Source organism: Paenirhodobacter enshiensis (genome assembly GCF_000740785.1).
In the GTDB taxonomy this organism is placed as follows: domain Bacteria; phylum Pseudomonadota; class Alphaproteobacteria; order Rhodobacterales; family Rhodobacteraceae; genus Rhodobacter; species Rhodobacter enshiensis.
Genome location: NZ_JFZB01000022.1, coordinates 58697 through 85399 on the forward strand (window position 1 = coordinate 58697; position 26703 = coordinate 85399).

The 26703-nt window shown below is 68.4% G+C and carries 26 protein-coding genes and 1 tRNA gene; 12 read left to right on the forward strand and 15 right to left on the reverse strand.

The window, feature by feature from the left end; translation table 11 throughout:
- Window positions 1–7 precede the first annotated feature (7 nt).
- The 10 genes from CG50_RS11155 to chvE form a co-directional block, all read right to left on the reverse strand.
- Window positions 8–970: a Gfo/Idh/MocA family protein gene (locus tag CG50_RS11155; protein WP_036638281.1), complete on the reverse strand. Its 963-nt coding sequence runs from the start codon at window positions 968–970 to the stop codon at window positions 8–10.
- Window positions 967–1848 (reverse strand): SMP-30/gluconolactonase/LRE family protein, encoded by an 882-nt coding sequence (locus tag CG50_RS11160; protein ID WP_036638283.1) that lies wholly within the window; start codon window positions 1846–1848, stop codon window positions 967–969. The genes CG50_RS11155 and CG50_RS11160 overlap by 4 nt, the downstream gene beginning before the upstream one ends.
- Window positions 1845–2465 (reverse strand): 2-dehydro-3-deoxy-6-phosphogalactonate aldolase, encoded by a 621-nt coding sequence (locus CG50_RS11165; RefSeq protein ID WP_036638285.1) that lies wholly within the window; start codon window positions 2463–2465, stop codon window positions 1845–1847. The genes CG50_RS11160 and CG50_RS11165 overlap by 4 nt, the downstream gene beginning before the upstream one ends.
- Window positions 2462–3412, reverse strand: a complete 951-nt coding sequence (locus CG50_RS11170) for a 2-dehydro-3-deoxygalactonokinase (protein WP_051909924.1) — start codon at window positions 3410–3412, stop codon at window positions 2462–2464. Before CG50_RS11170 ends, CG50_RS11165 begins: the two co-directional genes overlap by 4 nt.
- Window positions 3409–4920 carry an aldehyde dehydrogenase (NADP(+)) gene (locus CG50_RS11175; protein WP_036638287.1) on the reverse strand — a complete coding sequence of 504 codons (1512 nt, stop codon included), beginning with the start codon at window positions 4918–4920 and terminating at the stop codon, window positions 3409–3411. Before CG50_RS11175 ends, CG50_RS11170 begins: the two co-directional genes overlap by 4 nt.
- A gap of 127 nt (window positions 4921–5047) precedes the next feature.
- On the reverse strand, window positions 5048–6799 hold the full coding sequence (araD, locus tag CG50_RS11180; protein WP_036638294.1) for an L-arabinonate dehydratase: 1752 nt from the start codon (window positions 6797–6799) through the stop codon (window positions 5048–5050).
- Between the two features lie 16 nt (window positions 6800–6815).
- Window positions 6816–7778: an AraD1 family protein gene (gene araD1 / locus CG50_RS11185; RefSeq protein ID WP_036638297.1), complete on the reverse strand. Its 963-nt coding sequence runs from the start codon at window positions 7776–7778 to the stop codon at window positions 6816–6818.
- Between the two features lies 1 nt (window position 7779).
- Window positions 7780–9012: a multiple monosaccharide ABC transporter permease gene (mmsB, locus tag CG50_RS11190; RefSeq protein WP_036638299.1), complete on the reverse strand. Its 1233-nt coding sequence runs from the start codon at window positions 9010–9012 to the stop codon at window positions 7780–7782.
- Between the two features lie 4 nt (window positions 9013–9016).
- On the reverse strand, window positions 9017–10531 hold the full coding sequence (gene mmsA, locus CG50_RS11195) for a multiple monosaccharide ABC transporter ATP-binding protein (RefSeq protein WP_036638301.1): 1515 nt from the start codon (window positions 10529–10531) through the stop codon (window positions 9017–9019).
- A gap of 141 nt (window positions 10532–10672) precedes the next feature.
- Entirely contained in the window at window positions 10673–11737 is a 1065-nt protein-coding gene (gene chvE / locus CG50_RS11200) for a multiple monosaccharide ABC transporter substrate-binding protein (RefSeq protein WP_036638303.1), read from the reverse strand.
- Window positions 11738–11864: 127 nt separating this feature from the next.
- Between chvE and CG50_RS11205 the strand changes: the two genes are divergently transcribed.
- Window positions 11865–12794 (forward strand): LysR family transcriptional regulator, encoded by a 930-nt coding sequence (locus tag CG50_RS11205; protein ID WP_036638306.1) that lies wholly within the window; start codon window positions 11865–11867, stop codon window positions 12792–12794.
- 138 nt (window positions 12795–12932) lie between these two features.
- Window positions 12933–13331, forward strand: a complete 399-nt coding sequence (locus CG50_RS11210) for an OsmC family protein (RefSeq protein WP_036638308.1) — start codon at window positions 12933–12935, stop codon at window positions 13329–13331.
- A gap of 2 nt (window positions 13332–13333) precedes the next feature.
- Here the strand turns inward: CG50_RS11210 and arsB are convergent, their stop codons facing one another.
- Together arsB and CG50_RS11220 are read right to left on the reverse strand one after the other, a co-directional pair.
- The gene (gene arsB, locus CG50_RS11215; RefSeq protein ID WP_036638310.1) at window positions 13334–14353 is read right to left on the reverse strand and encodes an ACR3 family arsenite efflux transporter; all 1020 of its coding nucleotides are present in this window, start codon (window positions 14351–14353) and stop codon (window positions 13334–13336) included.
- An 82-nt stretch (window positions 14354–14435) separates the two neighbouring features.
- Complete coding sequence (locus tag CG50_RS11220) at window positions 14436–14939, reverse strand: flavin reductase family protein (RefSeq protein WP_036638313.1); 504 nt, start codon at window positions 14937–14939, stop codon at window positions 14436–14438.
- A gap of 247 nt (window positions 14940–15186) precedes the next feature.
- On the opposite strand from CG50_RS11220, the gene CG50_RS11225 reads away from it, so the two are divergent.
- Window positions 15187–15786, forward strand: a complete 600-nt coding sequence (locus CG50_RS11225) for a nitroreductase family protein (protein ID WP_036638315.1) — start codon at window positions 15187–15189, stop codon at window positions 15784–15786.
- 62 nt (window positions 15787–15848) lie between these two features.
- On the opposite strand, the gene cobA is transcribed toward CG50_RS11225, so the two are convergent.
- The 3 genes from cobA to CG50_RS11240 are packed head-to-tail and all read right to left on the reverse strand — an operon-like array spanning window position 15849 to window position 18079.
- Entirely contained in the window at window positions 15849–16595 is a 747-nt protein-coding gene (gene cobA, locus CG50_RS11230) for a uroporphyrinogen-III C-methyltransferase (RefSeq protein WP_036638317.1), read from the reverse strand.
- Window positions 16596–16601: 6 nt separating this feature from the next.
- Window positions 16602–17534 carry an adenosylcobinamide-phosphate synthase CbiB gene (gene cbiB, locus CG50_RS11235; protein ID WP_036638319.1) on the reverse strand — a complete coding sequence of 311 codons (933 nt, stop codon included), beginning with the start codon at window positions 17532–17534 and terminating at the stop codon, window positions 16602–16604.
- The gene (locus CG50_RS11240; RefSeq protein WP_036638321.1) at window positions 17531–18079 is read right to left on the reverse strand and encodes a histidine phosphatase family protein; all 549 of its coding nucleotides are present in this window, start codon (window positions 18077–18079) and stop codon (window positions 17531–17533) included. Before CG50_RS11240 ends, cbiB begins: the two co-directional genes overlap by 4 nt.
- A 69-nt stretch (window positions 18080–18148) precedes the next feature.
- On the opposite strand from CG50_RS11240, the gene cobU reads away from it, so the two are divergent.
- From cobU to CG50_RS11285, 9 genes are all read left to right on the forward strand, one after another.
- Window positions 18149–18652, forward strand: coding sequence for a bifunctional adenosylcobinamide kinase/adenosylcobinamide-phosphate guanylyltransferase (gene cobU, locus CG50_RS11245; protein WP_036638324.1), 504 nt, complete (start codon window positions 18149–18151; stop codon window positions 18650–18652).
- Window positions 18652–19662, forward strand: a complete 1011-nt coding sequence (cobT, locus tag CG50_RS11250; protein ID WP_211248606.1) for a nicotinate-nucleotide--dimethylbenzimidazole phosphoribosyltransferase — start codon at window positions 18652–18654, stop codon at window positions 19660–19662. Before cobU ends, cobT begins: the two co-directional genes overlap by 1 nt.
- The gene (gene cobS, locus CG50_RS11255; RefSeq protein ID WP_036638328.1) at window positions 19659–20384 is read left to right on the forward strand and encodes an adenosylcobinamide-GDP ribazoletransferase; all 726 of its coding nucleotides are present in this window, start codon (window positions 19659–19661) and stop codon (window positions 20382–20384) included. Before cobT ends, cobS begins: the two co-directional genes overlap by 4 nt.
- A 102-nt stretch (window positions 20385–20486) precedes the next feature.
- Window positions 20487–20804 carry a hypothetical protein gene (locus tag CG50_RS11260; protein ID WP_036638331.1) on the forward strand — a complete coding sequence of 106 codons (318 nt, stop codon included), beginning with the start codon at window positions 20487–20489 and terminating at the stop codon, window positions 20802–20804.
- Window positions 20805–20823: 19 nt separating this feature from the next.
- Window positions 20824–21273, forward strand: coding sequence for a hypothetical protein (locus CG50_RS11265; RefSeq protein WP_036638333.1), 450 nt, complete (start codon window positions 20824–20826; stop codon window positions 21271–21273).
- Between the two features lie 92 nt (window positions 21274–21365).
- Window positions 21366–22403 carry an HlyD family secretion protein gene (locus tag CG50_RS11270; RefSeq protein WP_036638334.1) on the forward strand — a complete coding sequence of 346 codons (1038 nt, stop codon included), beginning with the start codon at window positions 21366–21368 and terminating at the stop codon, window positions 22401–22403.
- Window positions 22404–22410: 7 nt separating this feature from the next.
- Window positions 22411–25131, forward strand: coding sequence for a ribosome-associated ATPase/putative transporter RbbA (rbbA, locus tag CG50_RS11275; RefSeq protein WP_036638336.1), 2721 nt, complete (start codon window positions 22411–22413; stop codon window positions 25129–25131).
- Between the two features lie 3 nt (window positions 25132–25134).
- Entirely contained in the window at window positions 25135–26256 is a 1122-nt protein-coding gene (locus CG50_RS11280) for an ABC transporter permease (protein ID WP_036638338.1), read from the forward strand.
- 182 nt (window positions 26257–26438) lie between these two features.
- Window positions 26439–26522 (forward strand) — tRNA-Leu (locus CG50_RS11285).
- The last annotated feature ends 181 nt before the right edge of the window (window positions 26523–26703 follow it).

Genomic DNA, 26703 nt, shown 5'->3' on the forward strand with positions numbered 1-26703 from the left:
GGGGCGCTCAGCCGGGCAGGGCCGGGTCGTGGAACGGCGCGACGGTGCGCCGCTCGGCCAGAAGGAAGGCGTCTGCCACCAGTTGCAGCGGGCTGAGGTCCACCTCCGAGGCGCCGGTCGCGATCAGCTCGGCGAAGCGGGCGTAGAGGCGGCGATATTCCTCGTCGGCGGCGGCGATGATCTTCTCACCGGCGACATGGAGTTCCGCCCCGCCCATGCGCAGCAAGATTTCGGGGCCGTCGCTCTCGACGCGGATGTCCCAGGTCTGCGGCCCGGTCTGACGCCAGTCGAATTCGGCCTCGACCGGGGCGCCATCGGCGGTCACCATGCTCAGCCGTGCGGCGATCGGCGCCTGACGGTTCTCGGGCACGTCGAGCACCGCACTGACCGGATGCAGCGCCGAGGGCAGGATCCGCGTCACCACCGAAAGCGCGTTGATCCCCGGATCGAAGACGCCGAGGCCGCCCGGCTGCCAGATCCAGTCCTGACCGGGATGCCAGTGGCGCACGTCTTCCTTCCAGGTGATCTCCACCCGCGAAATCTTGCGGTTAGCGAGCAGACGGCGGGCTTCCTCGACCGCGGCGGCGGCGCGCGAATGCCAGGTGGCAAACAGCGTCACGCCTTTCGCCCGCGCCATGGCGGCAAGCGCCTCGACCTCGCTCACGCTCGCGCCGGGCGGCTTTTCCAGCATCACGTGACGGCCGGCGCCGATCGCGCTCGCCGCCTGCTCGAACCGGCCCTGCGGCGGGGTGCAGAGCGAGACCGCGGTGACCTCCGGTTCGGCCGCGAGCAGCGCGTCGATGTCGGGATAGCCCGGCAGCGTGTCGAGCGTGGCGTTGCGGCTGGCGATGGCGGCAAGGCGGAACGCCGGCACAGCGGCCAGCGAGGGCAGATGCTGATTGCGCGCGATGGTGCCGAGGCCGACGAGGCCAAGCGCGACCGGCTGACGCGAGGCGGAAGAATGGGTCATGCGGGGTCTCCGAACGGGGTCAGGTCGAAGGCCGGCTCGGGCCGGCCACGAAACGGGGTATCGCGGCGGAAGGTGGCGCCCGAAAGCGGCGCGCGCGCGAGGTCTTCGGCCGAGAGGCCCTCGGTCGCCGAGGTGCAGAACAGCGTCGAGAAATCGGCCCCGCCCATCGCCGGGCAGGTGAGATGCGGCGCGGGCAGCGGGATGCGCGCCCCCGCCGCACCATCGGCCGAGATCATCAGCACCGCCCCCTCGCCCCAGAGCGCGACCATCAGCGATCCGTCGTTCAGCGTCACCGCCCCGTCGGGCGCGAAGCCGAGGAGGCCGAGGTCGATGAACAGCTCGCCCGCGCCCATCGGCCAGCCCTCGGCATCGAGGCGCACGCGGAAGATCTGGCCGAGCGCGGTATCGGCGTAATAGGCATGGCGTCGGTCGGGCGAAAAGCAGATCGCGTTCGGGATGGTGACGCTCTCGACCAGCCGCTCGACCCGCCCGCCGAAGCAGCGATAGATCGCCCCCGCGCCGGGTTCGGCCGCCTTGCCCATGGTGCCGATCCAGAACCCGCCCCAGGGATCGGCGCGCCCGTCGTTCGAGCGGTTGCCGGTCTCTCCGGCCTCGAGCCAGGCGAGACGGCGCACGATCCGCCCGGCCTCGATGTCGAAGACCGAGAGCGCGGTCTCGGACGCGATCAGCAGCCGGTCACGGTCGATCCGCGCCGCGGCCGAGCACATCTCGGACAGCGCCCATTCCCGCCCGCCGCCGTTCGGGCGACGCGACAGCAGACGCCGGCCGGTGATGTCGAACCAGAACAGTTCCTGCCGGTCGGGGTGCCAAAGCGCGCCCTCGCCAAGGGCGCAGATCCGTTCGTCGAGCAGCGTCATGTCTTGCCCTCCACCGCCGCATCGTAGGCGAGGACGATCCTCTTCGCACGCTCCGCCAGCGCATCGAGGGCAAGGCCCGGGGTGTAAAGCGCGGTGCCGATGCCGAAACCGTCGGCACTCGCCGCCAGCCACGCGCCGAAATTCTCCGGCCCGGCGCCGCCCACGGCATAGACCTGCGTGCCCTTCGGCAGCACGGCGCGGATCGCCTTCAGCCCCACGGGACCGGCAAGCGCGCCCGGAAACAGCTTCAGCCCGGTGGCGCCGGCGGCAAGGGCCGCGAAAGCCTCGGTCGGGGTGAAGAAGCCCGGCCAGCAGCTCATGCCCGAGGCCACCGCCGCCCGGATCACCGACGTGTCGACATTGGGCGAGACGATCATCCGCCCGCCGGCCGAATGGACGGCCGCGACATCGGTCGCGCTCAGCACGGTGCCGGCGCCGATCTCGATCTCGGGCCGGTCGGAATAGGCATGGGCCATCGCCGCGATGGAACGCAGCGGTTCGGGGGAATTCAGCGGCACCTCGATCCGGGTGATGCCGGCCTCGACCAGAGCGGCGGCGCAGGGCAGCGCCTCTTGCGGCGTGATGCCGCGCAGGATGGCGATCAGATTGCGTGTCATCGGCGCTCCTCCGTTGCGGTTGCGATGGGTCTGCGGGCGAGCGCCAGCCCACGGCGAGCGAGTTCCCCCCCGTCCGAGAGCCGCGCATCGACACCCTGAGCGGCCAGTGCATGGCCGTAGCGCCGGGCCAGCGCGCCCGAGCCGATCACCACGACCCCGGTTCCGGGCGCGATACCGGAAAGCTCCGCGCCGAGCAGCAGCCCCGAGAGCCGCGACCGCGCCACCCCGGCGGATAGCCCGTCGAGCAGCGCCCCGGCCCGCAGCGCAAACAGCGCGCCGAGCGCCCCGCCCGCCCGTCCGGTCGCCAGCCCCTCGTCGAACGCCGCTTCGTCTTCCTCGGCCGCCGTGCCGAGCGTGCGGCTGAGCACGGTGTGATTGCTGAGCGCGGCGAAGACCTCTCCGGTCATGTGGGTCGCGAAGCCCAGAACCTGCCCGCCCCCGAGGCGCACATGTTTAGAATGCGTCCCGGGCAGGATCAGCAGGCCCGCGAAGCCCGGTTCGGACGCAAGGAATCCGGCGATCTGGGTTTCCTCGCCGCGCATCACGTCGGCGGGGGCGCGCTGGCACAGGCCGGGCACGATCTCGACGGCGATGTCGCGGCGCAGGGTCGGCACGGTGACGGTCTCGCCCGCGACGACGGGCGGGCAAGGCGTGGCGCGATAGGGTGCCTCGATCCAGGCGCCGCGCGCGCCCGCCATGCCGCAGACGACGACCGGCATCGGGTTGGCGGCATCGCGCCCGCCGAGCCAGCCGCCGATCAGCCGCAGCAGTTCCGGCTCGAACCCCTCGGGGGCGAGGCCGGCCATGCCCGCCGAAGATGCGGCCTCGGCCAGCACCCGGCCGTCATCCGCCATCGCATAGACGCGCAGGTTCGACGTGCCCCAGTCGACCGCGATCCAGTCGGGACGACCAGAGGGGGCGGGGCGGACAGCGGGGGCGGCGCTCACCGCAGATCCTCCGGCAGCAGCTCGATGGCGATGTTCTGATAGCAGACCGCGCGCAAAAACCGCCGGATCGCCAGCGTGCCGACCGAGGTCGCGCCGAAGTTCGTCGAGGCCGGATAAGGCCCGCCATGCACCATGCTGTCGCAGACCTCGACCCCCGTCGGGAAGCCGTTCGCCATCACGCGGCCGGCCTTGCGTTCGAGGATCGGCAAGAGCCGGCGGGCAAGCGCGCTGTCGCCCGCATCCATGTGCAGCGTCGCTGTCAGCTGGCCGGCGAAACCATTCGCCAGCGCGATCATCTGCGCCTCCGAGGAGACCGTGACCAGCAGGCCGACCGGGCCGAACACCTCTTCGGAGAGCACCGGATTGGCGATGAAATCCTCGGCCGCGACGTGGAACAGATAGGGCTTGGCGCTGCGGTCATTGGTCGGGCGACCGAACAGCCGGGTGACACCCGGTTGCGCCGCGATGCGATCGGTGCCGCGCCGGTAGGCCTCGGCCATGCCCTCGGTCAGCATGGTCTGCGCCCCGACCGAGGCAAGCGCCGCCACCGCCGCCTCGATCATAGGTTCGGCCTGATCGGAGCGGGCGATGGCGATGCCGGGATTGGTGCAGAACTGGCCCGCGCCCATGCTCAGCGATCCGGCCCAGCCGGAGCCGATGGCGACGGCGCGCGCCGACATCGCCTCGGGCAGCAGGAACATCGGGTTGACCGAGCCGAGTTCGCCGAAGAACGGGATCGGCTCGGGCCGGGCGGCACACAGATCGAACAGCGCCCGCCCGGCGCCGAGCGATCCGGTGAAGCCCACGGCGCGGATCAGCGGATGGGTGACGAGGGCGGCGCTGACCTCGCGCGTGCCGCCCTGGACGAGCGAGAACACGCCCGGCGCCACGCCGCAGCGTTCGATGGCGGCGGCGATGGCGCAGGCGACGATTTCCGAAGTGCCGGGATGCGCCTCGTGGCCCTTGACCACCACCGGGCAGCCGGCCGCGAGCGCCGAGGCGGTATCGCCCCCCGCGACCGAGAAGGCGAGCGGGAAGTTCGAGGCGCCGAACACAGCGACCGGGCCGATCGGACGCTCGATCATCCGCAGGTCGGGGCGGGCGAGCGGCTTGCGCCCGGGCAGCGCCGGATCGTGGCGGCGGTCGAGATAATCGCCCTTGCGGATATGGGCGGCGAACAGGCGCAACTGGCCGGTGGTGCGGCCGCGCTCGCCCTCGATCCGGGCGGCGGGCAGGCCGGATTCGGCGCAGGCGATGGCGGTGATCTCGGGGCCGCGGGCCTCGATCTCCTCGGCGATGGCTTCGAGGAAGCGGGCGCGGTCCTCGCGCGGGCTGTAGCCGTAGGAGAGGAAGGCTTCCTCGGCCGCTTCGGCCGCGCGCGCGATCAGATCGGCGGAGCCGAGCTGCACCGTCATCGGCTCGCCCTGCGCGGGCGACGACATGAAGCTGCCCGCCCCATCGTGCCAGGTGCCGAGGATCAGGTGCTTGCCGGTCGGGGTGAATGCCATCGGAATGTCCTTTCGCGCAGGTCGCTCGGCCCGTCCGAAGGGCCATGTGTCAGGAGCCTGCGCCCGCGGATGGGACGGGCGCAGGCCTTCGGGACAAGGGATCGCCGTCCGGGTGCGGCGACAGCGCTCAGTGGCTGTCCTTGCCCACGGGGTTGCCGCGGCACCCCTTCAGGAAGTCGAGGTCCGCGCCGGTATCGGCCCCCTCGACATGGGTCTGATGCAGCCAGGCGTAACCGCTTTCGGCCGTCGCATGACCGGGCGTCCAGGCGGCGAGGCGGGCGGCGAGTTCCTCCTCGGGAATGTCGAGATGCAGCCGCCGGTTCGGCACGTCGAGCTCGATCATGTCGCCGTCGCGCACCACCGCGAGCGGTCCGCCCGCCGCCGCCTCGGGCGAGGTGTGCAGAACCACCGTGCCATAGGCCGTGCCCGACATCCGCGCGTCCGAGATCCGCACCATGTCGGTGATCCCTTTGCGCAGCACCTTGGGCGGCAGGCCCATGTTGCCGACCTCGGCCATGCCGGGATACCCCTTCGGGCCGCAGTTCTTCAGCACCATCACGCAGGTCTCGTCGATGTCGAGCGCCTCGTCCTCGATCTTCGCCTTGTAGTCGTCGATGTCCTCGAACACGACGGCGCGGCCGCGGTGCACCATCAGATGCTCGGATGCGGCCGAGGGCTTCAGCACCGCACCGCGCGGCGCCAGATTGCCTTTCAGCACCGCGATGCCGCCGTGTTCGGTCAGCGGGCGGTCGGCCGGCAGGATCACGTCCTCGTTCCAGTTCCGCACGTCCTTGACCTCGTCCCAGATCGCGCGGCCCGAGACCGTCAGCGCATCCCCATGCAACAGCCCCGCCTCGCCGAGGCGCTTGATGACGACGGGCAGACCGCCGGCATAGAAGAACTCTTCCATCAGATACTTGCCCGAGGGCATCAGGTTGACGATGGTCGCCACGTCGCGCCCGCAACGGTCCCAGTCGTCGAGCGTCAGATCGACGCCCACCCGGCCGGCCAGCGCCAGCAGATGGATCACCGCATTGGTCGACCCGCCGATCGCGCCATTGGTGCGGATCGCGTTCTCGAACGCCTGTTTCGTCATGATGTCCGAGGGTTTCAGGTCGTCCTTCACCATCTGCACGATGCGCCGGCCCGACATCTGCGCCATCACCCGGCGGCGGCTGTCGACGGCGGGGATCGCGGCATTGCCCGACAGCGCCATGCCAAGCGCCTCGGCCATCGAGGCCATGGTCGACGCCGTGCCCATGGTGTTGCAGGTGCCGGTCGAGCGCGACATCGAGGCCTCGGCCTCGAGGAACTCGTCCTGGGTCATCTCGCCGGCCTTCACCATCTCGGAGAACTTCCACAGATGCGTGCCCGAGCCGACGCGCTCGCCGCGGAAATAGCCGTTCAGCATCGGCCCGCCGGTCACCACGATGGAGGGCACGTCGCAGCTCGCCGCCGCCATCATCAGGGACGGCGTGGTCTTGTCGCAGCCCACCAGCAGCACGCAGCCGTCCATCGGCTGACCGCGGATCGTCTCCTCGATGGCCAGCGCTGCGAGGTTGCGAAACATCATCGCCGTCGGCCGGAAGGTATTCTCGGAGGCCGAGAATACCGGCACCTCGACCGGGAAGCCGCCGGCCTCCCACACGCCCGCCTTCACCTTCTCGGCCAGTTCGCGCAGATGGCCGTTGCACGGCGTCAGCTCGGACCAGGTGTTGAGGATGCCGATGATCGGGCGGCCGTCGAACAGATCGTGCGGGTAGCCCTGGTTCTTCAGCCAGCCGCGGTGATAGATCGTGTCGCGCGAATTGCCCCCATACCAGTGTTGCGAACGCAGCTGGCGCGGCCATGGGGCGGGCTTGAAGGTGCTGGCGGTCATCTCGGCGTCTCCGGTCTTACAGGCTCTTCACGGCGGCGAACCCGATGTCGGGCGCCGTGCGCAGCGGATTTTTCAGCGCCAGCCCGAATTGCGGCGAGCTGATCTCGAACACGTCGCCATCGCGGGGCTGGATGCCGTCGGCGAAGCTGAGCGTGGCGGTGCCGAACATGTGGACATGCAGGTCGCCCGGCCGGCGGAACGGCGCGTATTTGAAATGGTGGTGTTCGAGGTTGGCGATGGTGTGGGACATGTTGTCCTCGCCCGACAGGAAGGGCTTGTCGAAGATCACCTCGCCGCCGCGAAGGATGCGCGAGCGCCCCTCGACATGGGCGGGAAGCGGCCCCACCAGCAGCTCGGGGCCGAAGGCCGCGGGACGCAATTTGGAATGCGCGAGATAGAGGTAGTTCATCTTCTCGGTCACATGGTCCGAGAATTCGTTCGCCAGGCTGAAACCGATGCGCCAGGGCGTGCCGTCGGCGCCGATCAGGTAGAAGCCGGCGATCTCCGGCTCCTCGCCGCCGTCGAGCGCGAAGCCCGGCGAGACCAGCGGATCGCCCGGCGCCACGGCCTCGGTGCCGGGGCCCTTGTAGAACCATTCGGGCTGCACGCCGGCGGTGCCGGGGGCGGGCTTGCCACCCTCCATCCCCATCTGGAACATCTTCATCGAGTCCGAGACATGCTCGGCCGCCTTGGCGTGCATCGAATTGCGCGTCGAGGCCGAGCCCGTATGCGTCAGCCCGGTGCCGCACAGGAACATCCGCGCGGGTTCGGGGTGACGCACCGGCACGTCGAGCTTGCCCTCGGCCGCGAGCGCCGGAAGATCGACGCTCTCGCCGCCCGCGGGGATCGTGTCGGCCAGACCCGCACCCTGCGCGATCGCCTCGGAGGCGAGGCCGAAGATCGTGGCGCCGGGGATCAGCCGGGCGCTCTCGCCCTCGCGCACGACGACGCCGCCCGTTTTCAACTGACTGAGGAACATGTCAGGCCTGCTTTCTCTTGTTGTAGACGTCGAAGATGACCGCCGAGAGCAGCACGAGCCCCTTGATCATCTGCTGGTAGTCGATGCCGATGCCCATGATCGACATGCCGTTGTTCATCACGCCCATAATGAAGGCGCCGACGACCGCGCCGATCACCTTGCCGGTGCCCCCCGACGCCGAGGCGCCGCCGATGAACACCGCCGCGATCACGTCGAGTTCGAGCCCGTAGCCGCCTTTCGGCGTCGCGGTGTTCAGCCGCGCGGCGAAGATCAGACCGGCGAAGGCCGCCAGAACCCCCATGTTGACGAAGGCGAGGAAGGTCAGACGCTCGGTCTTGATGCCCGACAGCTTCGCCGCCTTCTCGTTGCCGCCGAGCGCGTAGATCCGCCGCCCGATGGTCGTGTTCTGGGTGACGAAGGCATAGAGCACCGTCAGCAGCCCCATCGAGATGAACACGTTCGGCAGACCGCGGAAGGTGGCGAGCTTGAAGCACAGGAACAGGATCGCGCCGATCACCACCAGCGTGCGCAGCCAGAAGAAGTTCACCGGCTCGCCGACGATGCCATAGGCGGCTTCACGCGCCCGGGCCCGCAGCCCCATCCACACCAGCGCGACCGAGGCGGCGATCCCGAAGCCCATGCACAGCACGTTGATCTTCACCAGACCGAAGATCGCGGCGAGCGGCTGCGACAGCGTGTCGGGCACGATGTCGGGGATGAAGCCCGTCGACATCAGCTGAAACGAGGGCGGGAACGGGCCGACCGACTGACCGTCGAGCAGCCAAAGCGAGGCGCCGCGGAACACCAGCATCCCGGCGAGAGTGACGATGAACGAAGGGATCTTCCAATAGGCGATCCAGTAGCCCTGCGCCGCGCCGATCGCCGCCCCCATCAGCAGCGAGGCCGCGATGGTCAGCGAGACCGGCATGTGCAACTCGACGATCATCACCGCGGCGAAGGCGCCGACGAAGCCCATGACCGAGCCCACCGACAGGTCGATGTTGCCCGACACGATGACGATCAGCATCCCGAGCGCCATGATGATGATGTAGCTGTTTTGCAAGAACAGGTTGGTGATGTTCACCGGCCGCATCAGCGTGCCGCCGGTCACCAGCTGGAAGAACACCATGATCGCGATCAGCGCGAGCAACAGCCCGTAATCGCGCATATGGGCCTTCAGATAGGCGCGGATCTCGCCGCCGCCGGTGGATGTCTCGACGGATTGCATCGTCATTTCCTCACTCCGTGACAATGAGCGACATGATGCGCTCCTGGCTGGCCTCGGCGGCGGCAAGCTCGCCCACGAAAGCCCCTTCGTTCATGACGTAGATCCGGTCGCACATGCCCAGGAGTTCCGGCATCTCCGACGAGATCATGATCACGGCCTTTCCCTGCGCCGCGAGCGCGTTGATGATGGTGTAGATTTCGTATTTCGCGCCGACGTCGATGCCGCGGGTCGGCTCGTCGAGGATCAGCACCTCGGGTTCGGTGAACAGCCACTTGGCCAGAACGACCTTCTGCTGATTGCCGCCCGAGAGGTTGCCGACCTTCTGCATCACGCTCGGCGTGCGGGTGGCCATCTGGGCGCGGTAACGTTCCGCCACGCGGGTTTCCTCGCCCTCGTTCAGCACGCCGCCCGCCGAAACCCCCTTGAGGTTCGACAACGTGGTGTTGAAGCGGATCGATTCCTCGAGGATCAGCCCGAGATGCTTGCGGTCCTCGGTCACGTAGGCCATGCCCGCCGCGATGGCGCCCGAGACGGTGGACAGATCGACCGGCTTGCCGTGCAGAAGCGCCTCGCCCGAGATGTTGCGCCCCCAGCTGCGGCCGAACAGCGACATCGCAAGCTCGGTGCGCCCCGATCCCATCAGACCGGCGATGCCCACGACCTCGCCCGCGCGGACATGGAAGGAGACGGCGTCGATCACCTTGCGCTCGGCCTGATCGGGGTGCCAGACCGACCAGTCGCGGACTTCGAGCACCGTCTCGCCAGGCGCGGGGATGCGCTCGGGATAGCGGTTCGACATGTCGCGCCCGACCATGTCATGCACGATCTTGTCCTCGCTCAGCCCCTTGGCGTCGAGGCGCGACACCGTGGTGCCGTCGCGGATCACGGTGACGGTATCGGCGACATAGCGCACCTCGTTCAGCTTGTGGCTGATGATGATCGAGGTGACGCCCTGCGCCTTCAGCTCCAGCATCAGATCGAGGAGCTTGCGGCTGTCGTTCTCCTGCAGCGCCGCCGTGGGCTCGTCGAGGATCAGGAGTTTCACGTCCTTGGACAATGCCTTGGCGATCTCGACGAGCTGCTGCTTGCCGACGCCGATGGTGTCGACGATGGTGCCCGGAGACTCGCGCAGGCCCACCTTGCGCAACAGTTCCTCGGTGCGCCGATAGGTCTCGTTCCAGTCGATGACGCCGTTGCGGGCGCGTTCGTTGCCCAGGAAGATGTTCTCGGCGATCGACAGCTGCGGGATCAGCGCGAGTTCCTGATGGATGATGACGATGCCGCGCGCCTCGCTGTCGTTGAGCGTGCGGAACTGCGCCAGATCGCCGTCGTAATGGATTTCGCCGTCATAGCTTCCGGCCGGATAGACGCCCGAAAGCACCTTCATCAGCGTCGACTTGCCGGCGCCGTTCTCGCCGCAGATGGCGTGGATCTCGCCTTTGGCGACAGACAGGTTCACCCGGTCGAGCGCCTTGACGCCGGGGAATTCCTTGGTGATGTCGCGCATCTCGAGGATGGTGGTCATGACATGCCCTGACTGGCGCCCGCGCGCGGTCAGGCGTGCGGCGGGCGGGGTTCACGTGTCCGGCGCGCGATGGCTCGCGCGGCCGGCCGGTGGCGGTGACGGAGTTGGGGATGCCCGGCCGCAGGGACCGGGCGGCCCGGATCACTTCAGCTGATCGGGGGTGTAGTAACCCGAATCGATCACGACCTTCTTGTAGTTCGACTTGTCGACTTCCTGCGGTTGCAGCAGGTAGGCCGGAACCACCTTGACGCCGTTGTTGTAGGTCTTGGTATCGTTGACCTCGGGCGTCTTGTTCGACAGCATCGCATCGACCATGCTCACCGTCGCCTTGGCGAGTTCGCGGGTGTCCTTGAACACCGAGGAATACTGATCGCCGCGGATGATCGCCTTGACCGAGGGGACTTCGGCATCCTGGCCGGTGACGATCGGCATCTTCAGATCGCCCGAGCCATAGCCAACGCCCTTGAGCGAGGAGATGATCCCGATCGACAGCCCGTCATAGGGCGAGAGCACACCCTCGACATGCTTTTGCGTGTAATTGGCCGACAGGATGTTATCCATCCGCGATTGCGCGACGGCCCCGTCCCACCGCAGCGTGCCGACCTTGTCCATGCCGGTCTGGCCCGAGGGGATGGCGATCTCGCCCTTGTCGATCATCGGCTGCAGCACCGACATCGCGCCGTTGTAGAAGAAATACGCGTTGTTGTCGTCGGGCGAGCCGCCGAACAGCTCGACGTTCCACGGATGGACGTCGGGGAAGCGCTCCTTCAGCCCGGCGACGAGCGATTTCGCCTGAATCACGCCGACCTGGAAGTTGTCGAAGGTGGCGTAATAGTCGACGTTCGCACTGCCGCGGATCAGACGGTCATAAGCGATAACCTTGACCCCCGAGGCCTTGGCATCCTCCAGCGCGTTCGACAGCGTGGTGCCGTCGATCGAGGCGATGACCAGAACGTTGACGCCCTTGGTGATCATGTTCTCGATCTGGGCGAGCTGGTTCGGGATATCGTCCTCGGCATATTGCAGATCGGTCTTGTAGCCCTCGGCCTGGAACTGCTTGACCATGTTGTCGCCGTCGCCGATCCAGCGCGCCGAGGATTTCGTCGGCATCGAGATGCCGATGTAACCCTTGTCGGCGGCAAGGGCCGCACCCGACAAGGCAAACGCGCTGACGGCAAAGGCGCCAGCCAGTTTCCAAATCTTCATGTCGTCCTCCCTAGGGGGCCTCCCGCCCCGGTCCCCGCCTCCCAGCAGGTGGGCCACATTAATCCGAGGATTGCATGTCACGCAAATATCAGTATGGCTTATCTGCATAACACTGATGGTATGCAACATGGCCGATTTTCTCGACAACATGCGCCCGGTGCAAAGCCGCCTTCTGGTCGAGATCGCCGACAGCGGTCAGTTGCAGCGCGCCGCGCAGGCCTGTGCGATGACCCAGCCGGCGGCGTCGCGGATGCTCGCCGATATCGAGGACCGTATCGGCACGGTGCTGTTCGAGCGTCTGCCGAAGGGCATGGAACCGACGCCCGCGGGGGCGCTGATCGTGCATCACGCGCGCCGCATCCTCGACGATCACGCGCAACTTTGCGCGGAATTCCGGGAGCTTGGCGAAGGCAGGGGCGGCACGGTGCGGGTCGGTGCGGTGACCGGCCCGGCAATCGGCGAGCTGGTTCCCGCGATCCACTGGCTGAAGGCGCGCGCGCCGCGCGTCGACGTCACGGTCGAGGTGGCGCCCTCGCAGGCGCTGGTCCAGGCGCTCGGACGCGGAGACCTCGATTTCGCGCTCGCGCGGCTGCCCGCCGGCTTCGACGACCGCGGTTTCGAAATCGAGCCCGCCCGCGACGAAATCGTGCGTCTGATGGTGCGCGACGGGCATCCGATGCTCGGTCAGGGGCCGGTGTCGCTGCGCGCGCTCAGCGATTTCCCGTGGATTTTGCAAGAACGCGGCCTGCCGATTCGCCGCGCGCTGGAAAGCGTATTCCATGACGAGGGGCTGGCGTCGCCCGGCAACGTGATCTCGGCCTCGTCGCTTTTGGTGATCGTGGCGCTTTTGCGCGATTCCGACGCCATCGCGCCGATGTCACAAGAGGTGATGGAGCTGATGCTCGATCCGCCGGTCTCGGCGGGGTTTCGCCGGCTGGACCTGAACCGGCTGGTGACGGTGGAGCCTTACATGATCTTGCGCCCGCGCGAACGGCGGATGTCGCACGCGGCGGAAATGTTGCTCGATCGGGTGCGCACGGCGATCCGCGGCATGTAAGCCCCTCGCGCGCATCGGGCATACCGCGGAACGGACAGACGAAATCTCCGTGCGTCGCCATTGTTCGTCGTTATAGTGGCAGCGGTGGGAACGCGCCCCCGGACAGAGGGTCGGCCCGGCGCAAAAGGAGAGCAGTGAATGGACTACAAGGTTCACGCACGTCGTGTCGACGCCCATGGCAGCCTTGCCATGGCCAAGGACGCGAAGATCACGCTGGACACCGACCTTTCAGGCCGACGCGATGCGATGAACCCGGTCGAGCTGCTGTTGTCGGCACTGGCGGCGTGTATGCTCAAGGGCATCGAGCGGGTGACGCCGATGCTGCAGTTCCACATCGACGGGGTGGAGATCGCGCTCGAAGCGGTGCGCCAGGACGCGCCGCCGAAGCTGACGCTGATCCGCTATGAAATCGTCGTCGACAGCCCCGAGAGCGATCAGCGGCTGGATCTTCTGCACCGCAACATCCTGAAATACGGCACGATCTCGAACACGCTGCGCGAAGCGGTGCCGCTTGAAGGCACGTTGCGCCGCGCCTGAGGTCAGGCCGGGAACCTGTCGCGCGTGCGGTTCGCGATGGCGACGAGCGACAACATCACCGGCACTTCGACGAGCACCCCCACAACGGTGGCAAGCGCCGCACCCGAGTTCAGCCCGAACAGGCCGATGGCGACCGCCACCGCCAGCTCGAAGAAGTTCGAGGTGCCGATCAGCGCGCAGGGCGCGGCGATCCCATGCGGCAGGCGCCATGCCCGGGCCCAGGCGTAGCTGAGCGCGAAGATGCCGTAGGACTGGATCACGATCGGCACCGCGATCAGCGCGATCAGCAGCGGCTGCGCGACGATCATCGGCCCCTGAAAGCCGAACAGCAGCACCACCGTCAGCAGCAGACCGAGCATTGAGGCCGGCTTGATCCGCGCCGTGAAGGCCGCGACCGCGGCGCGCCCGCCGTGTCGGATCAGCGCGCGTCGGGTCAGCGTGCCGGCGATCAGCGGGATCACGATGTAAAGCAGAACCGACAGGATCAGCGTCGGCCAGGGCACCGAAATCTCGGTCACGCCCAGCAGGAAGGCCACGATGGGCGCATAGGCCACCACCATGATCAGATCGTTCACCGAGACCTGCACCAGCGTGTAATTCGGATCGCCCCGGCTGAGCTGCGACCACACGAAAACCATCGCGGTGCAGGGCGCGGCCCCGAGCAGGATCAGACCGGCGATGTATTCGGGCGCGCGGGCGGGCTCGATCCAGCCCGAAAACAGATGACCGATGAACAGCACCCCGAGCCCCGCCATGGTGAAGGGCTTGACCAGCCAGTTCACCGTGAGCGTGACGATCAGACCCTTCGGCCGCTTGCCCACGTCGCGCAGCGCGCCGAAGTCGATGGCGATCATCATCGGATAGACCATCGCCCAGACCAGCACCGCCACCACCAGATTGACCGAGGCATATTCAACCCCGGCCAGCGCGCCGAACAGACCGGGCAGCAGCGTGCCGAGGCCGATACCTGCCACGATGCACAGCGCGACCCACAGCGTCAGCCAACGTTCGAAAATTCCCATGTCCAGATACCTGACGGTTGCGATGAACGTCGATTGTCGACGGGGGCACCGTGGTGCCCACCGTCTGAAGATCGCGGGCGCCTCAGCCGCCGTAGAACACTTTCTCGCCGAGGTCGCGCATCGCGAGGATGGCATCGTCCGGGCGGCCCTCGATGTCCTTGTTCAGATGGGCGGCCACCACCTCGACCACGAAGACATGGTGATCGCCGAGCGCGACGGTCTCCACCACCTTGCATTCGACGGCGGCGGGCACGCTTTCGAGGATCGGGGCGCCGGTCTCGCCGGGGTGGAACGGCTCGCCCGAGATCGTGTTGCCCTCGACCTTCGCGGGCTTGAAGAAGGCGAAGGCCGCGCCCTGCTGGCCCTTGCCGAGCATGTTCAGCGCGAAGCTGCCGGTCTCGCTGACCACGGCATGGATGCCGGAATCGGCCTTCACCGCGACGGCGAGGAGCGGCGGCTCGAACGCGGTCTGGGTGACCCAGTTGACCGTCGCGGCCGACAGCGCGCCATCCGCGGCGCGCGCGGTCATCACGTAAAGCCCGTAGGGGATCATCCTCAGGGCGGTTTTCTTGCTGGCGGCGTCCATGGCCGGCCTCCTCATCTCGTGATCGCTTCGGGATGTTGTGATCCCTTTGCCGGGGCCGGGGCAAGCCCCTTCCGCCCCCCCTCGCGCAGGTCGCCCGCGATGGTGGGCAAGCGACGGAACGGTTGTGCACAAAGGCAGAGTTCACACGACTCATCTCTTCATATAGGCACAACTCATCCGCACGGGAGAACCGGACACCATCCGGACCCGGAGCGCCATTTTGTCATGCAGATCAGGACATTTTCTCATGTCGAACCGTGAAATCGAAGTTCTGGCCAAGCGCCGCACGCATTACGCGCTGACCAACACCCTGCCGATGCCCACCGCCGAGGTGGACACGCTGATCCGCGACGCGATGCGGCTGACGCCCTCGGCGTTCAACTCGCAGAGCTCTCGCGCCGTCATCCTGTTCGGCGCCGAAAGCGTGAAGCTGTGGAACATCGTGCGCGAGGCGCTGCGCAAGATCGTCCCGGCCGAGGCCTTCGCATCGACCAACCAGAAGATGGACGCTTTCGCCGCCGGCGCCGGCACCGTGCTGTTCTTCGAGGACATGGACACCGTCGAATCGCTGAAGAAGAACTTCCCGCTTTACGCCGACAACTTCCCGATCTTCTCGGAGCAGTCGGGCGGCATGGCGCAGCTCGCGGTCTGGACGGCGCTGTCCGAGGCCGGGATCGGTGCCAGCCTGCAGCACTACAACCCCCTCCCCGATGCCGAGATCGCCGCGACCTGGGGCGTGCCCGCCGCGTGGAAGCTGCGCGCGCAGATGCCGTTCGGCGTCGCCTCGGCGGAACCGGCCGCGAAGACCTTCATCGACGACGCTGACCGCTTCAAGACGTTTGGCTGAGCCTGGTCTCAGAGACAAAGTTCAGAAAGGGGCGGCTTCGGCCGCCCCTTTTCATATCCCGTTCAGGCCTCCGGAGCCTCGAGCGCGCCGTAGAAGATCAGCGCCGGCAGCTCCGCCTTCACGCCGTCGAGCTGCGCGGCAAGGTCCGCGACGGTGCTGCGCTCGAAGCTCTGCTCGGCATGGGCCACCGCGGTCGCGAGCATGGCGGGCGTTTCGGGCGGCAGACCGTGCGCGATCAGCCCGCGCGCGAAAACGGTGAAGGTGCGCTGGCCCATGAACACCACCGTCGTCGCATGGGCATCGGCGAGCGCGGGCCAGTTCAGATCGCCGGGCAAGCCGCCCGTGACATCGGCGCCGGTGACGAATTGCAGCCGCCGCGCGGTCAGTCGCCGGGTCAGCGGCATCCCCGCCGCCGCCGCCGCCGCGCAGGCCGATGGCACGCCCGGCACGATCTCGAACGGCAGCCCCGCCGCGGTGACGGCGTGAAGCTCTTCCTCCAGCCGGCCGAAGATCCCGGCATCGCCCGATTTCAGCCGCACCACCCGCCGCCCGGCGCGCGCATGTTCGACCAGCAGCGCGTTCACATGCTCTTGCCGGGCCGAGGGGCGCCCGGCCCGCTTGCCGACGGCGATCCTCTCCGCCCCCGGCCCCGCCAGATCGAGCACCGGCCCCGAGGCCAGATCGTCATAAAGCACCACATCGGCGCGGCGAAGCCGGTCGGCGGCCTTGATCGTCAGAAGCTCCGGATCGCCCGGCCCGGCCGAGACGAAAGAGACGAAACCGCCCGCGCCATCGTGTTGAGCTGTCATCTGCCGTCATCCTCCGATCGACGCACCGAGCGCCAGAAGCAGGGCGATCCATGCGATCGCCCGGCGATAATGCACAAGCCCCCGGTTCAGATCCACCGGGGTCGGATCCGGCGCACCGGGGTTCAGCCAGGGCTCGTCCGAGACCGTGCCGCCATAGATCCGCGGCCCCGAGAGCCGCACGCCCAGTCCGCCGGCCAGCGCCGCCTCGGGCCAGCCGGCGTTGGGCGAGCGGTGATGGCGCGCGTCGCGCCACATGATGCGCAGCGCCCGCCCGCAGCCCCGCCCCGAGGCCAGCGCGAAGAGCACCCCGCTCAGCCGCGCGGGGATCAGGTTCGCCACGTCGTCAATCCGCGCCGAGGCCCAGCCGAAGGCCTCGAACCGGGCGTTGCGATGCCCGATCATCGAATCGAGCGTGTTGATCGCCTTGTAGGCGGCGATGCCCGGCAGCCCCGCGACCGCGCCCCAGAACAGGGGCGCCACGATCCCGTCCGAGGTATTCTCGGCCAGGCTTTCCAGCGCCGCGCGCGCCACGCCCGCCGTGTCGAGCGTCTCGGGATTGCGGCCGACGATCATCGCGACGGCGGCCCGCGCGCCCGCCAGATCGCCCGCGATCAGCGGCCCGGCCACCCGCGCCACGTGATCGTGCATCGAGCGCACCGCGACCAGCGGCCAGGCCAGAACCCCGCCGATCAGCACGCCGGGCCAGCCCTCCGGCAACAGCGCCTGAAGAAGCGCCCCGATCCCCGCCGCGAGGCCGATCACGATCAGCGCCACCGCCACGCCCGCCGGCCGGCGACGGCGGTTCAGCCGCCCCTCCAGCGCCGAGATCAGCGCGCCGAGCCATGTCACCGGATGGCCGATCCGGCGAAACAGCGCATCGGGCCAGCCGAAGCACAGATCGACCGCCATCGCGACCAGCATCATCAGCGCGAAACTCATCCGTTCACCCCGATCACCGCCCATTGCCCGGCGCCGAGCCACAGAAACCGGCTGAGCGACAGGGGCGCCACCTGAAACGCCAGCGCGCCCGGCACCGAGCCTGTGGCGAGCGCGAGCGCCGCGCGCACCGTGCCGGCATGGGCCACGACCGCCCGCCGCCCGCCAAGCGCCCCGATCCGGTCGAGCGCCGGCGCCACGCGGGCGCACATCGCGGCGAAACTCTCGCCACCCGGCGGCGCATGAGCCGCCAGCTCAGCGGCGCTCAGCGGTCCGAGGTCGGGCAGATCGGTGCGCGGCATGTCTTCCCAGTCGCCGAAATCCTGCTCCCACAGGGCCGCGTCCTCGGCGATGGCGCGACCGGGCCAGAGGGCGCGCGCCGTCTCGATGCAGCGCCGTGCCGGCGAGGCAAGAACGCCGTCGACCGCCCCGATCCGCCCGGCCAGCGCTGTGACGTCGGGCAGCGCGGCCGCAACGTCACGCCTTCCGGCCACCCGCCCCTCGTCCAGCGCAGGCGCGTGCCGGATCACGATCAGCTCCGTCGCCATCGCCGTTTCTCCTTGTCTTCGCGGTCCCTTTTCTGCTTTGAACCGGGGCGGGGAACAAGGGGAGATCCGATGAGGCATACGATCCTCGTCACCGGCGGGGTGCGTTCTGGCAAGAGCGCCATCGCCGAGGAGCGAACCCTAGGGTTCGGCGCGCCCGCCACCTACATCGCCACGGCTCAGGCCCTAGACGACGAGATGGCAGAGCGCATCGCCCGCCATCAGGCCCGCCGCGGGCCGGAGTGGCGCACGGTCTCCGAACCCCTCGATCTGCCGGCGGCGATCGCGGCCAGCGACGGCACGCCCCGCCTCGTCGATTGCCTGACCCTGTGGCTGACCAATCTGATGCTTGCCGAGCGCGACTGGCGCGCCGAGACGGAGCGCCTCACCGCCACCCTCGCGCGGCAAAGCGCGCCGGTGGTTCTGGTCAGCAACGAAGTGGGCCTCGGCATCGTTCCCGACAATGCGCTGGCCCGACGGTTTCGCGATGCCGCCGGGCTGATGAACCAAGATGTGGCCAAGGTGGCGGATGAGGTGATCCTCGCCGTCGCGGGCCTTCCCCTGAAGGTGAAATGATGGATTTCCGTATCTCGTCCCTGTCCGAAGTTCCCGCGCTGGCGGCAAGCCTGCCGAAGGCCGACGAAGCCGCGCGCAAGGCCGCGCTCGCGCGTCAGAACAGCCTGACGAAGCCGCCGGGCTCGCTCGGCCGGCTGGAGGAGCTGGCGGTGTTCATGGCCGGCTGGCGCGCCACCGCGCGGCCCGAGATCGCGCTCGCCCAGGCCATCGTCTTCGCCGGCAATCACGGCATCTGCGCGCAGGGCGTGAACCCCTATCCGCAGGAAGTCACCGCGCAGATGGTGGCGAATTACCGCGCGGGCGGTGCCTCGATCAACCAGATCTGCGCCGTGACCGGGGCGGAGCTCGACGCGGTGGAGCTGGACCTCGACCGCCCGACCGCCGATTTCACCCAAGGCCCGGCGATGACCGAGGCCGAGACCCTCGACGCGATGAACCGCGGCGCGGCGGCGGTGCGGGCGGATGCCGATGTGCTGATCCTCGGCGAGATGGGCATCGGCAATTCGACCATCGCCTCGGCGGTGGCGGCGGCGCTGTTCGGCGGGCCGGTCGCAGGCTGGGTCGGGCGCGGCACCGGTTCGGACGACGCCGGCGTGAAGCGCAAGATCGACGCCATCGAACGCGGTCTGGCGCTGCATGGCGGCAAGGATGCGATGGGGATCCTCGCCGCGCTCGGCGGGCGCGAGCAGGCGGCGATCTGCGGCGCGACGCTGGCCGCGCGCAGCCGCGGCATCCCGGTGATCCTCGACGGGTTCATCTGCACCTCGGCCGCGGCGCCGCTGTTCGGCGCGGCGCCGGCGCTTCTGGATCACTGCCTCGTCGGGCACGTCTCGGTCGAACCCGGTCACCGCAGGCTGCTCGACGCGATGGGCAAGGAGCCGATCCTCAACCTCGGGATGCGGCTCGGCGAAGGCTCCGGCGCGGCGCTGGCGCTTGGCATCCTGCGCGCGGCGCTGGCGTGTCACAACGGCATGGCGACCTTCGGCGAGGCCGGGGTCAGCGACAAATGAGCCGGCTCGCCGAGGCACGTCTGGCGCTGATGCTGCTCAGCCGGCTGCCGGCCGGGCGCCTGCCCGAGCCCGCGCCGCGCTTCGCGGACGCCGCCTGGGCCTTCCCGCTCGCCGGTCTGGCGGTGGGGGTCGTGGCCGCTGCGGTGATGAGCCTCGCGCTCGCCGCGGGGCTGCCCGCGACGGTGGCGGCGGGGCTCGCGCTCGCGACGCAGATCGCGCTGACCGGCGGGTTGCACGAGGACGGCATCGCCGATCTGTGTGACGGCTTCTGGGGCGGATACGACCGCGCCCGCCGGCTGGAGATCATGCGCGATTCGCGCATCGGCTCCTATGGTGCGCTCGGGATCGTGCTGTCGGTCGGGCTGCGGTGGGCGGCGCTGGCCGCGGTGCCGGAGCCCGCGACCGCGCTGATCGTCGCCGCGATGGCCAGCCGCGTCGCCCCGGTCGCACTGATGGCCTGGCTGGAACCGGCGCGCGCCGACGGGCTTGGCCATGCAGCCGCCGAGGTCGACGGGCTGCGCGTGGCGGCGGCCTTCGTCATCGGCCTGGTGCCGCTGGTGGTCTTCGCGCAAGGGTTCGCCGCGGCGGTGCTGGCGGCGCTTGCGGTCACCGCACTCGCGCTGATCGCGAAGGCCCGGATCGGCGGGCAGACCGGCGACGTGCTCGGCGCCTCGCAGCAGATCGCCGAGATCGCGGTGCTCATCACCCTGTGCGCGCGCTGAGCCCCTCGCGAAGGAGCAATCCGGCCGGCCGAACAAGTCTCTGGCCGGATTGCCGTTTCGGCGGTATCGTGAAACCTCAGTCGAACTGACAGGAGAACTGCCATGAACGTGCAAGACGAGATTGCCGAACTGCGCAAGGCCCTGAAAGCTGCCGAGGCCAAGGCCGCGCGCAAGGCCAAGACCGATCTGGAAGAGCTGGCCGAAGAGATCGACCCCGACAAGGAAACCGGCCCCGACGGCGACCCGTTGGGCGACATCCGCGAGAAGCTCGGCGCGCTGCGCGACGAGCTGAATGCGATGCTCGGCCCGGTCGGCGAGAAGGCCGCCGAGATCCCCGCGAAATATCCGCTGGCGACGGCGATGGCGGCGCTTGGCCTCGGGGTCGCGCTCGGCCTGTCGCTGAGCCACAAGCGGCGCTGACCCCCGACGGGAGACCGGAATGCAGACCCTCGAAACCGCCCGGACCTATGGCCGCATCGCCTGGCTGCGCCGGCAGGTGCTGTTGCAGCTTGCACTGCGGCGCGTGGTGGCGGGCGTGGTGGCGGCGCTCGCGGCGCTGGTCGCGCTCGGCTTCGGCACGGCGGCGGCCTACATGGGATTGCGGCTGTGGATGGGGCCGATCGGGGCGGCGGCGATCGCCGGGGCCGGCTGGCTGCTGATCGCGGCCGTCGCCGGCATCTATGCCGGCAGCACGCCGCGCTCGACGGAACTCGACGCGCTCGAACAGATGGAGGTCGAGGCGCGAGAGCGCACCGCCGTCGCGGTCGAGCGGCTGACCGGCATCGGCGCGCGGGCCGAGGCGATGAGCGGCACGCTGACCCTTCTCTTCGCGCTGTTTCGCGCGCTGCGCCGGATGGGCCGGCGGGGCGGAGACGCTCCGGACGCGTAACCTCACCCGACGGCAGGGATTCCTGCCGTTGACTTCCCCCCCGTTGCGGCCGAACCTGCGCCGGATTGCACCCGTGGCACAGGAGACCCGTGATGCCCCGTGATAATTCCCTTCGTGTTCCGCCGCTTGCGCGCACAGCTCTGGCGGCCGCGCTGATCGCGACGGGGGCCATGCTGCCGGCGCCGGTGCTGGCGGAAGGGGTGTTCTCGAACCTTCTGGTGACGCTCGGACTGAAATCGGCCGATGAGGGGATTGCCTCCTCGAACGGCCGGCTGGAGGCGCAAAGCGTCGATGTCGCCTCGAAATACGCCGGGCGCATCGCCACGGTGACGGTGCATGAAGGCGATGTGGTCACCGCAGGCCAGGTGATCGCCACCATCGACGACCGCGACGTTCAGGCGAAGCTCGCCGCTGCGGAAGCCTCGGTGCTGCAGGCCAAGGCCTCGAAGGAACAGGCCGGGGCCGCGGTGCAGCAGGCGGAAAGCGCGCTCTCCTATGCCGAGACCACATTCCAGCGCACCACGGCCCTTCAGGTGGGCGGGATCGCGGCGAAACAGACGCTCGACGATGCGACGAATGGACTGAAGGCGGCACAGGCGGGGCTTGCCAGCGCGACGGCGCAGGTCTCGGCCGCGGATGCGCTGATCGCCTCGGCTCAGGCCAATGTGCAGGCGATTCAGGTCGCACTCGACGATCTGACGATCCGCGCGCCGCTGGCCGGCCGGGTCGAATACCGGCTGCACGAACCCGGCGAAGTGATCGCGGCCGGAACGCCGGTGGTAACGCTGCTCGACCTCACCGATGTCTACATGAACCTTTACCTGCCCGCCGATACCGTCGCCACGCTGTCGAGCGACGACGACGCGCGGCTGATCTTCGACGCGATCCCGCAATACGTGATCCCGGCCAGGGTGACCTTCATCTCGCCCGAGGCGCAGTTCACCCCGAAAAGCGTCGAGACCGCCGAGGAACGCGCCAAGCTGGTGTTCCGCGTCAAGCTGTCTATCCCCAAGGAACTGCTGGAGAAATTTCAGCAATATGTGAAGGTGGGCGTGCGCGGCATGGGCTATGTACGCAACGATCCGGCGGCCCGGTGGCCCGCCAACCTGACCGTCAAGCTGCCGCAATAGGCGCGCGATGGAATTCGCGGCGGAACTGAACGGGGTCAGCCATCGTTACGGCAAGGTCGCCGCGCTCGATGCGGTCAGCCTGCAGATCCCGGCGGGCTGCATGGCGGGGCTGATCGGGCCGGACGGGGTGGGCAAGTCGACGCTGCTCGCGCTGGTCGCGGGGGTGCGGCGGCTGCAAACGGGAACGATCTCGGCGCTCGGGCGCGACATGGCGGGCGCGAAGGACCGCGCCGCCAACGCGCCGCGCATCGCCTACATGCCGCAGGGGTTGGGGCGGAACCTCTACCCGACGCTCAGCGTGCATGAGAACCTCGATTTCTTCGGCCGGCTGTTCGGCCAGAAACCCGCCGAGCGCGAGGCCCGCATCCGGATGCTGACCGCGGCGACCGGGCTCGATCCGTTTCTCGCGCGGCCGGCGGGCAAGCTCTCGGGCGGGATGAAGCAAAAGCTCGCGCTGTGCTGCGCGCTGATCCACGATCCGGAACTGCTGATCCTCGACGAGCCGACGACCGGCGTCGACCCGCTGTCGCGGCGCCAGTTCTGGGAGCTGATCGACTCGATCCGCGCCCGGATGCCGGGGATGAGCGTGATCACCGCCACCGCCTACATGGAAGAGGCCGAGCGTTTCGACTGGCTCGCCGCGATGGACGGCGGCAAGGTGATCGCCTCGGGCAGCCCGGCCGAGCTGCGGGCGCAAGCGGGCGAGGACACGCTCGACGCCGCGTTCATCGCGCTTCTGCCCGAAGCCGAGCGCGCCGCCCACAAGCCCGTGGTGCTGCGCCCGCGCATCGAGACCCCCGGCAAGGTCCCGGCGATCGAGGCGCACGATCTGACCATGCGTTTCGGCAGTTTCACCGCGGTCGACAACGTCAGCTTCGAGATCCCCGAGGGCGAAATCTTCGGCTTCCTCGGCTCGAACGGCTGCGGCAAGTCGACGACGATGAAGATGATGACCGGCCTCCTGACGCCGACCGAGGGCGAGACCCGCCTGTTCGGCGAAGAGCTGACGAATTCCGACATGCAGTCGCGGCTGCGCATCGGCTACATGTCGCAAAGCTTCTCGCTGTATACTGAGCTGACGGTGCGCCAGAACCTCGCACTGCACGCAAGGCTTTACGAAATCCCCGCCGCGCGGCAGGCCCCCCGCGTCGCCGAGGTGCTGAAGGAATTCGAGCTGACCGAGGTCGCCGACGCCCTGCCCGACGCGCTGCCCCTCGGGATGCGGCAGCGCTTGCAGCTCGCCGTCGCCACGATCCACGAGCCGCGCATCCTGATCCTCGACGAGCCGACCTCGGGCGTCGATCCGGTGGCGCGCGACGGGTTCTGGCGCATCCTGATCTCGCTCGCGCGCGACAAGGGCGTGACGATCTTCATCTCGACCCATTTCATGAACGAGGCGGCGCGCTGCGACCGGATCTCGCTGATGCACGCGGGCCGCGTGCTGGCCGTCGGCACCCCGGCCGAGCTGACCGAACGGCGCCACGCTGCGACGCTGGAAGAGGCCTTCATCGCCTATCTCGAGGACGAGATAGGCCGGGCCGGAACGACCGACACCGCGACCGACAGCGCCGCACTGACTACGGAACGCCGGGTCGAGACCTCGCTCGTGCAGCGCGCGGCAACGCGGCTGTGGGCCTATACTTGGCGCGAGGCGCTGGAACTGATGCGCGATCCGATCCGGCTGTTCTTCGCCCTCGCCGGGCCGGTGATCTTGCTGCTGACGGTGGGCTTCGGCATTTCCTTCGACGTGAACCGGCTGCGCTTCGCGGTGCTCGATCTTGACCGGACGGCACAAAGCCGCGCACTCACCGAACAGTTCACCTCGATCCGGCAATTTGCCGCCGGCCCGCCGCTGACCAGCCATGATGAGCTCGATACGCAGATGGGCGACGGCAGCACCACCGTGGCCCTCGAAATCCCGAGCGGCTTCGGCAGGGATCTGGCCGCCGGCCGCACGCCCGAGGTCTCGCTGTGGTTCGACGGCGCCATGACCTTCCGCGCCGAGACCGCGCGCGGTTACGCGCTCGGCCTGCTTTCGGCCTATCAGACCCGGGTGATCGAGGAGCAGGGCGGCAGCGCCAGCCCGGTCAGCATCGTCAGCCGCTACCGCTTCAATCAGGCGTTCAAGAGCGCGAACGCCATGGTCCCCTCGATCCTGATGATGATCTTGCTGCTGATCCCGGCGGTGATGGCCGCCATCGGCGTGGTGCGCGAGGTCGAATCCGGCACCATCGCAAATTTCCGTTCGACTCCGATCACGCGGCTCGAATTCCTGATCGGCAAGCAGCTGCCCTATATCGCAATCTCCTGGGGGGCGTTCTGGGTGCTGTTTCTGATGGGGCTGACGGTATTTCGCGTGCCCTTCACCGGCAGCCTGCCGATGCTGGCCACCGCTTCGCTGGTCTACGTGATCGCCACCACCGGCTTCGGACAGCTGATTTCGACGTTCACCTCCAGCCAGGTCGCGGCGGTGTTCGCGACGGCGGTGGCGACGATCATCCCGGCGATGAACTTCTCGGGGCTCATCGTGCCGGTGTCCTCGCTCGCCCCCGTGCCGCATCTGATCGGACAGATCTTCCCCGGCTCATGGTTCCAGCACGTCAGCGTCGGCGCCTTCGTGAAGGGCTACGGCTGGCCCGAGGCCGGGCCGAATGTCGCGGTGCTGGCGGGCTTCGGCCTCGCCTATCTGGTCGCCGCCACGCTGTTCTTGCGCAAGCAGGAGGCCTGAGACATGTCGCTGAAACGCTCGCTCGGCACGATCCTCAACCTGACCCTCAAGGAGCTGCGCGCGATCCGGCGCGACACGGTGATGCTGACGCTGATCGTCTTCGTCTTCACCGTCGCCACCTATATCGTCGCCGATGCCATCTCGACCGAGATCCGCGACCTCTCCGTCGCCGTGGTCGACGAGGATCACAGTCAGCTCTCCTCGCGGCTGATCGGCGCGATCCGCCCGCCGATGTTCCGCGAACCCCCGGTCCTCTCCCCCGCCGCAGCCGAAGCGGCGCAGGTGCAGGGGCAATACATCCTCGTGCTCACCATTCCGCCGGATTTCGAGAAAGACCTGCTCGCCGGGCGAAACGTGACGCTCAACCTCGATGTCGACGCGACCGCCGTCGCCCATGCCGGCAACGGCGCCTCGTTCATGCAGCAGCTCCTCGCCGGCGAGATCGCCCGCTTCACCCACAGCACCAGCACCTCGCTGGTCAACGTGATCTTCTCGAACCGGTTCAACCCGAATCTCACCTCGCGCTGGTTCGCTTCGGTGATGCAGCTGATGAACTCGATCACCATCCTGACGCTGATCCTCGCCGGTGCCTCGCTGATCCGCGAGCGCGAGCATGGCACGATCGAGCATGTCCTCGTCATGCCGGTCCGCCCGCACGAGATCGTGCTGTCGAAGATCCTGGCGAACGGCGCGGTGATTCTGGTCGCGGCGATCTTCGCGCTGAACGTGGTGGTGCAGCTGATGCTGGGCGTGCCGGTGGCGGGCTCTCTGGTGCTGTTCGCGATGGGCACCGCGATCTATGTCATCGCGGCCGCCAGCCTCGGACTGCTGCTGTCGACCTTCACGAAGAACATGGGGCAATATGGGCTGCTGGTGATCCCGACGATCGTGGTGATCATCCTGCTCTCGGGCGGCATGACCCCGGCCGAATCGCAGCCCGACTGGCTGCGCGCCGCGATGCAGTTCGTCAACCCGGCGGTGCATTTCGTCGCCTTCACCCAGTCGGTGCTCTACCGCGGCGCCGGGTTTGCGCTGGTCTGGGGGCAGATGCTGGCGATGGCGGCAATGGCTTCGGTCTCTCTCGCGATCACGCTGATCCGCTTCCGCAAGGTTCTGGCCGGCTGACTTTCCGGGCCGCGCCCCCTTCTGCTTTCATCTTTCCGAAAATATCCCGGGGGTGAGGGCCGCAGGCCCGAGGGGGCAGAGCCCCCTTTCTTCTCCGCCGGGGGCAGAGCCCCCTTTTCGTCACAAGCAAGGAGAGCCGCTTGCCAAGATGCCACGCCCTGCGTAATCACAGAAACATTCGTGCGGGATTGGCGAAATGGTAGACGCAGCGGCTTTAGGTGCCGCCGCCGCAAGGCGTGAGGGTTCGAGTCCCTTGTCCCGCACCATGGATTTCCGGGTTTCGCGTCTATGCGTGCAAAATCAGGATGTTATTCAAGGTCATGCCCTACGGGGCTTGATCTTTTCCTGCCATTTCCGCAGGTTTCCGCGCGCGGTTTACGCATATTTCACGCACGGATTACGCATGGCGAGCATCAGGAAACTGGAGTCGGGCAAGTATAGGGCCGA

What these genes read in the sequence shown, in the direction of transcription:
- CG50_RS11155 (WP_036638281.1), bottom strand. Translation starts at nt 970, where the DNA reads ATGACCCATTCTTCCGCCTCGCGTCAGCCGGTCGCGCTTGGCCTCGTC.
- CG50_RS11160 (WP_036638283.1), bottom strand. Translation starts at nt 1,848, where the DNA reads ATGACGCTGCTCGACGAACGGATCTGCGCCCTTGGCGAGGGCGCGCTT.
- CG50_RS11165 (WP_036638285.1), bottom strand. Translation starts at nt 2,465, where the DNA reads ATGACACGCAATCTGATCGCCATCCTGCGCGGCATCACGCCGCAAGAG.
- CG50_RS11175 (WP_036638287.1), bottom strand. Translation starts at nt 4,920, where the DNA reads ATGGCATTCACCCCGACCGGCAAGCACCTGATCCTCGGCACCTGGCAC.
- araD (WP_036638294.1), bottom strand. Translation starts at nt 6,799, where the DNA reads ATGACCGCCAGCACCTTCAAGCCCGCCCCATGGCCGCGCCAGCTGCGT.
- araD1 (WP_036638297.1), bottom strand. Translation starts at nt 7,778, where the DNA reads ATGTTCCTCAGTCAGTTGAAAACGGGCGGCGTCGTCGTGCGCGAGGGC.
- mmsB (WP_036638299.1), bottom strand. Translation starts at nt 9,012, where the DNA reads ATGACGATGCAATCCGTCGAGACATCCACCGGCGGCGGCGAGATCCGC.
- mmsA (WP_036638301.1), bottom strand. Translation starts at nt 10,531, where the DNA reads ATGACCACCATCCTCGAGATGCGCGACATCACCAAGGAATTCCCCGGC.
- chvE (WP_036638303.1), bottom strand. Translation starts at nt 11,737, where the DNA reads ATGAAGATTTGGAAACTGGCTGGCGCCTTTGCCGTCAGCGCGTTTGCC.
- CG50_RS11205 (WP_036638306.1), top strand. Translation starts at nt 11,865, where the DNA reads ATGGCCGATTTTCTCGACAACATGCGCCCGGTGCAAAGCCGCCTTCTG.
- CG50_RS11210 (WP_036638308.1), top strand. Translation starts at nt 12,933, where the DNA reads ATGGACTACAAGGTTCACGCACGTCGTGTCGACGCCCATGGCAGCCTT.
- arsB (WP_036638310.1), bottom strand. Translation starts at nt 14,353, where the DNA reads ATGGGAATTTTCGAACGTTGGCTGACGCTGTGGGTCGCGCTGTGCATC.
- CG50_RS11220 (WP_036638313.1), bottom strand. Translation starts at nt 14,939, where the DNA reads ATGGACGCCGCCAGCAAGAAAACCGCCCTGAGGATGATCCCCTACGGG.
- CG50_RS11225 (WP_036638315.1), top strand. Translation starts at nt 15,187, where the DNA reads ATGTCGAACCGTGAAATCGAAGTTCTGGCCAAGCGCCGCACGCATTAC.
- cobA (WP_036638317.1), bottom strand. Translation starts at nt 16,595, where the DNA reads ATGACAGCTCAACACGATGGCGCGGGCGGTTTCGTCTCTTTCGTCTCG.
- cbiB (WP_036638319.1), bottom strand. Translation starts at nt 17,534, where the DNA reads ATGAGTTTCGCGCTGATGATGCTGGTCGCGATGGCGGTCGATCTGTGC.
- CG50_RS11240 (WP_036638321.1), bottom strand. Translation starts at nt 18,079, where the DNA reads ATGGCGACGGAGCTGATCGTGATCCGGCACGCGCCTGCGCTGGACGAG.
- cobU (WP_036638324.1), top strand. Translation starts at nt 18,149, where the DNA reads ATGAGGCATACGATCCTCGTCACCGGCGGGGTGCGTTCTGGCAAGAGC.
- cobT (WP_211248606.1), top strand. Translation starts at nt 18,652, where the DNA reads ATGGATTTCCGTATCTCGTCCCTGTCCGAAGTTCCCGCGCTGGCGGCA.
- cobS (WP_036638328.1), top strand. Translation starts at nt 19,659, where the DNA reads ATGAGCCGGCTCGCCGAGGCACGTCTGGCGCTGATGCTGCTCAGCCGG.
- CG50_RS11260 (WP_036638331.1), top strand. Translation starts at nt 20,487, where the DNA reads ATGAACGTGCAAGACGAGATTGCCGAACTGCGCAAGGCCCTGAAAGCT.
- CG50_RS11265 (WP_036638333.1), top strand. Translation starts at nt 20,824, where the DNA reads ATGCAGACCCTCGAAACCGCCCGGACCTATGGCCGCATCGCCTGGCTG.
- CG50_RS11270 (WP_036638334.1), top strand. Translation starts at nt 21,366, where the DNA reads ATGCCCCGTGATAATTCCCTTCGTGTTCCGCCGCTTGCGCGCACAGCT.
- rbbA (WP_036638336.1), top strand. Translation starts at nt 22,411, where the DNA reads ATGGAATTCGCGGCGGAACTGAACGGGGTCAGCCATCGTTACGGCAAG.
- CG50_RS11280 (WP_036638338.1), top strand. Translation starts at nt 25,135, where the DNA reads ATGTCGCTGAAACGCTCGCTCGGCACGATCCTCAACCTGACCCTCAAG.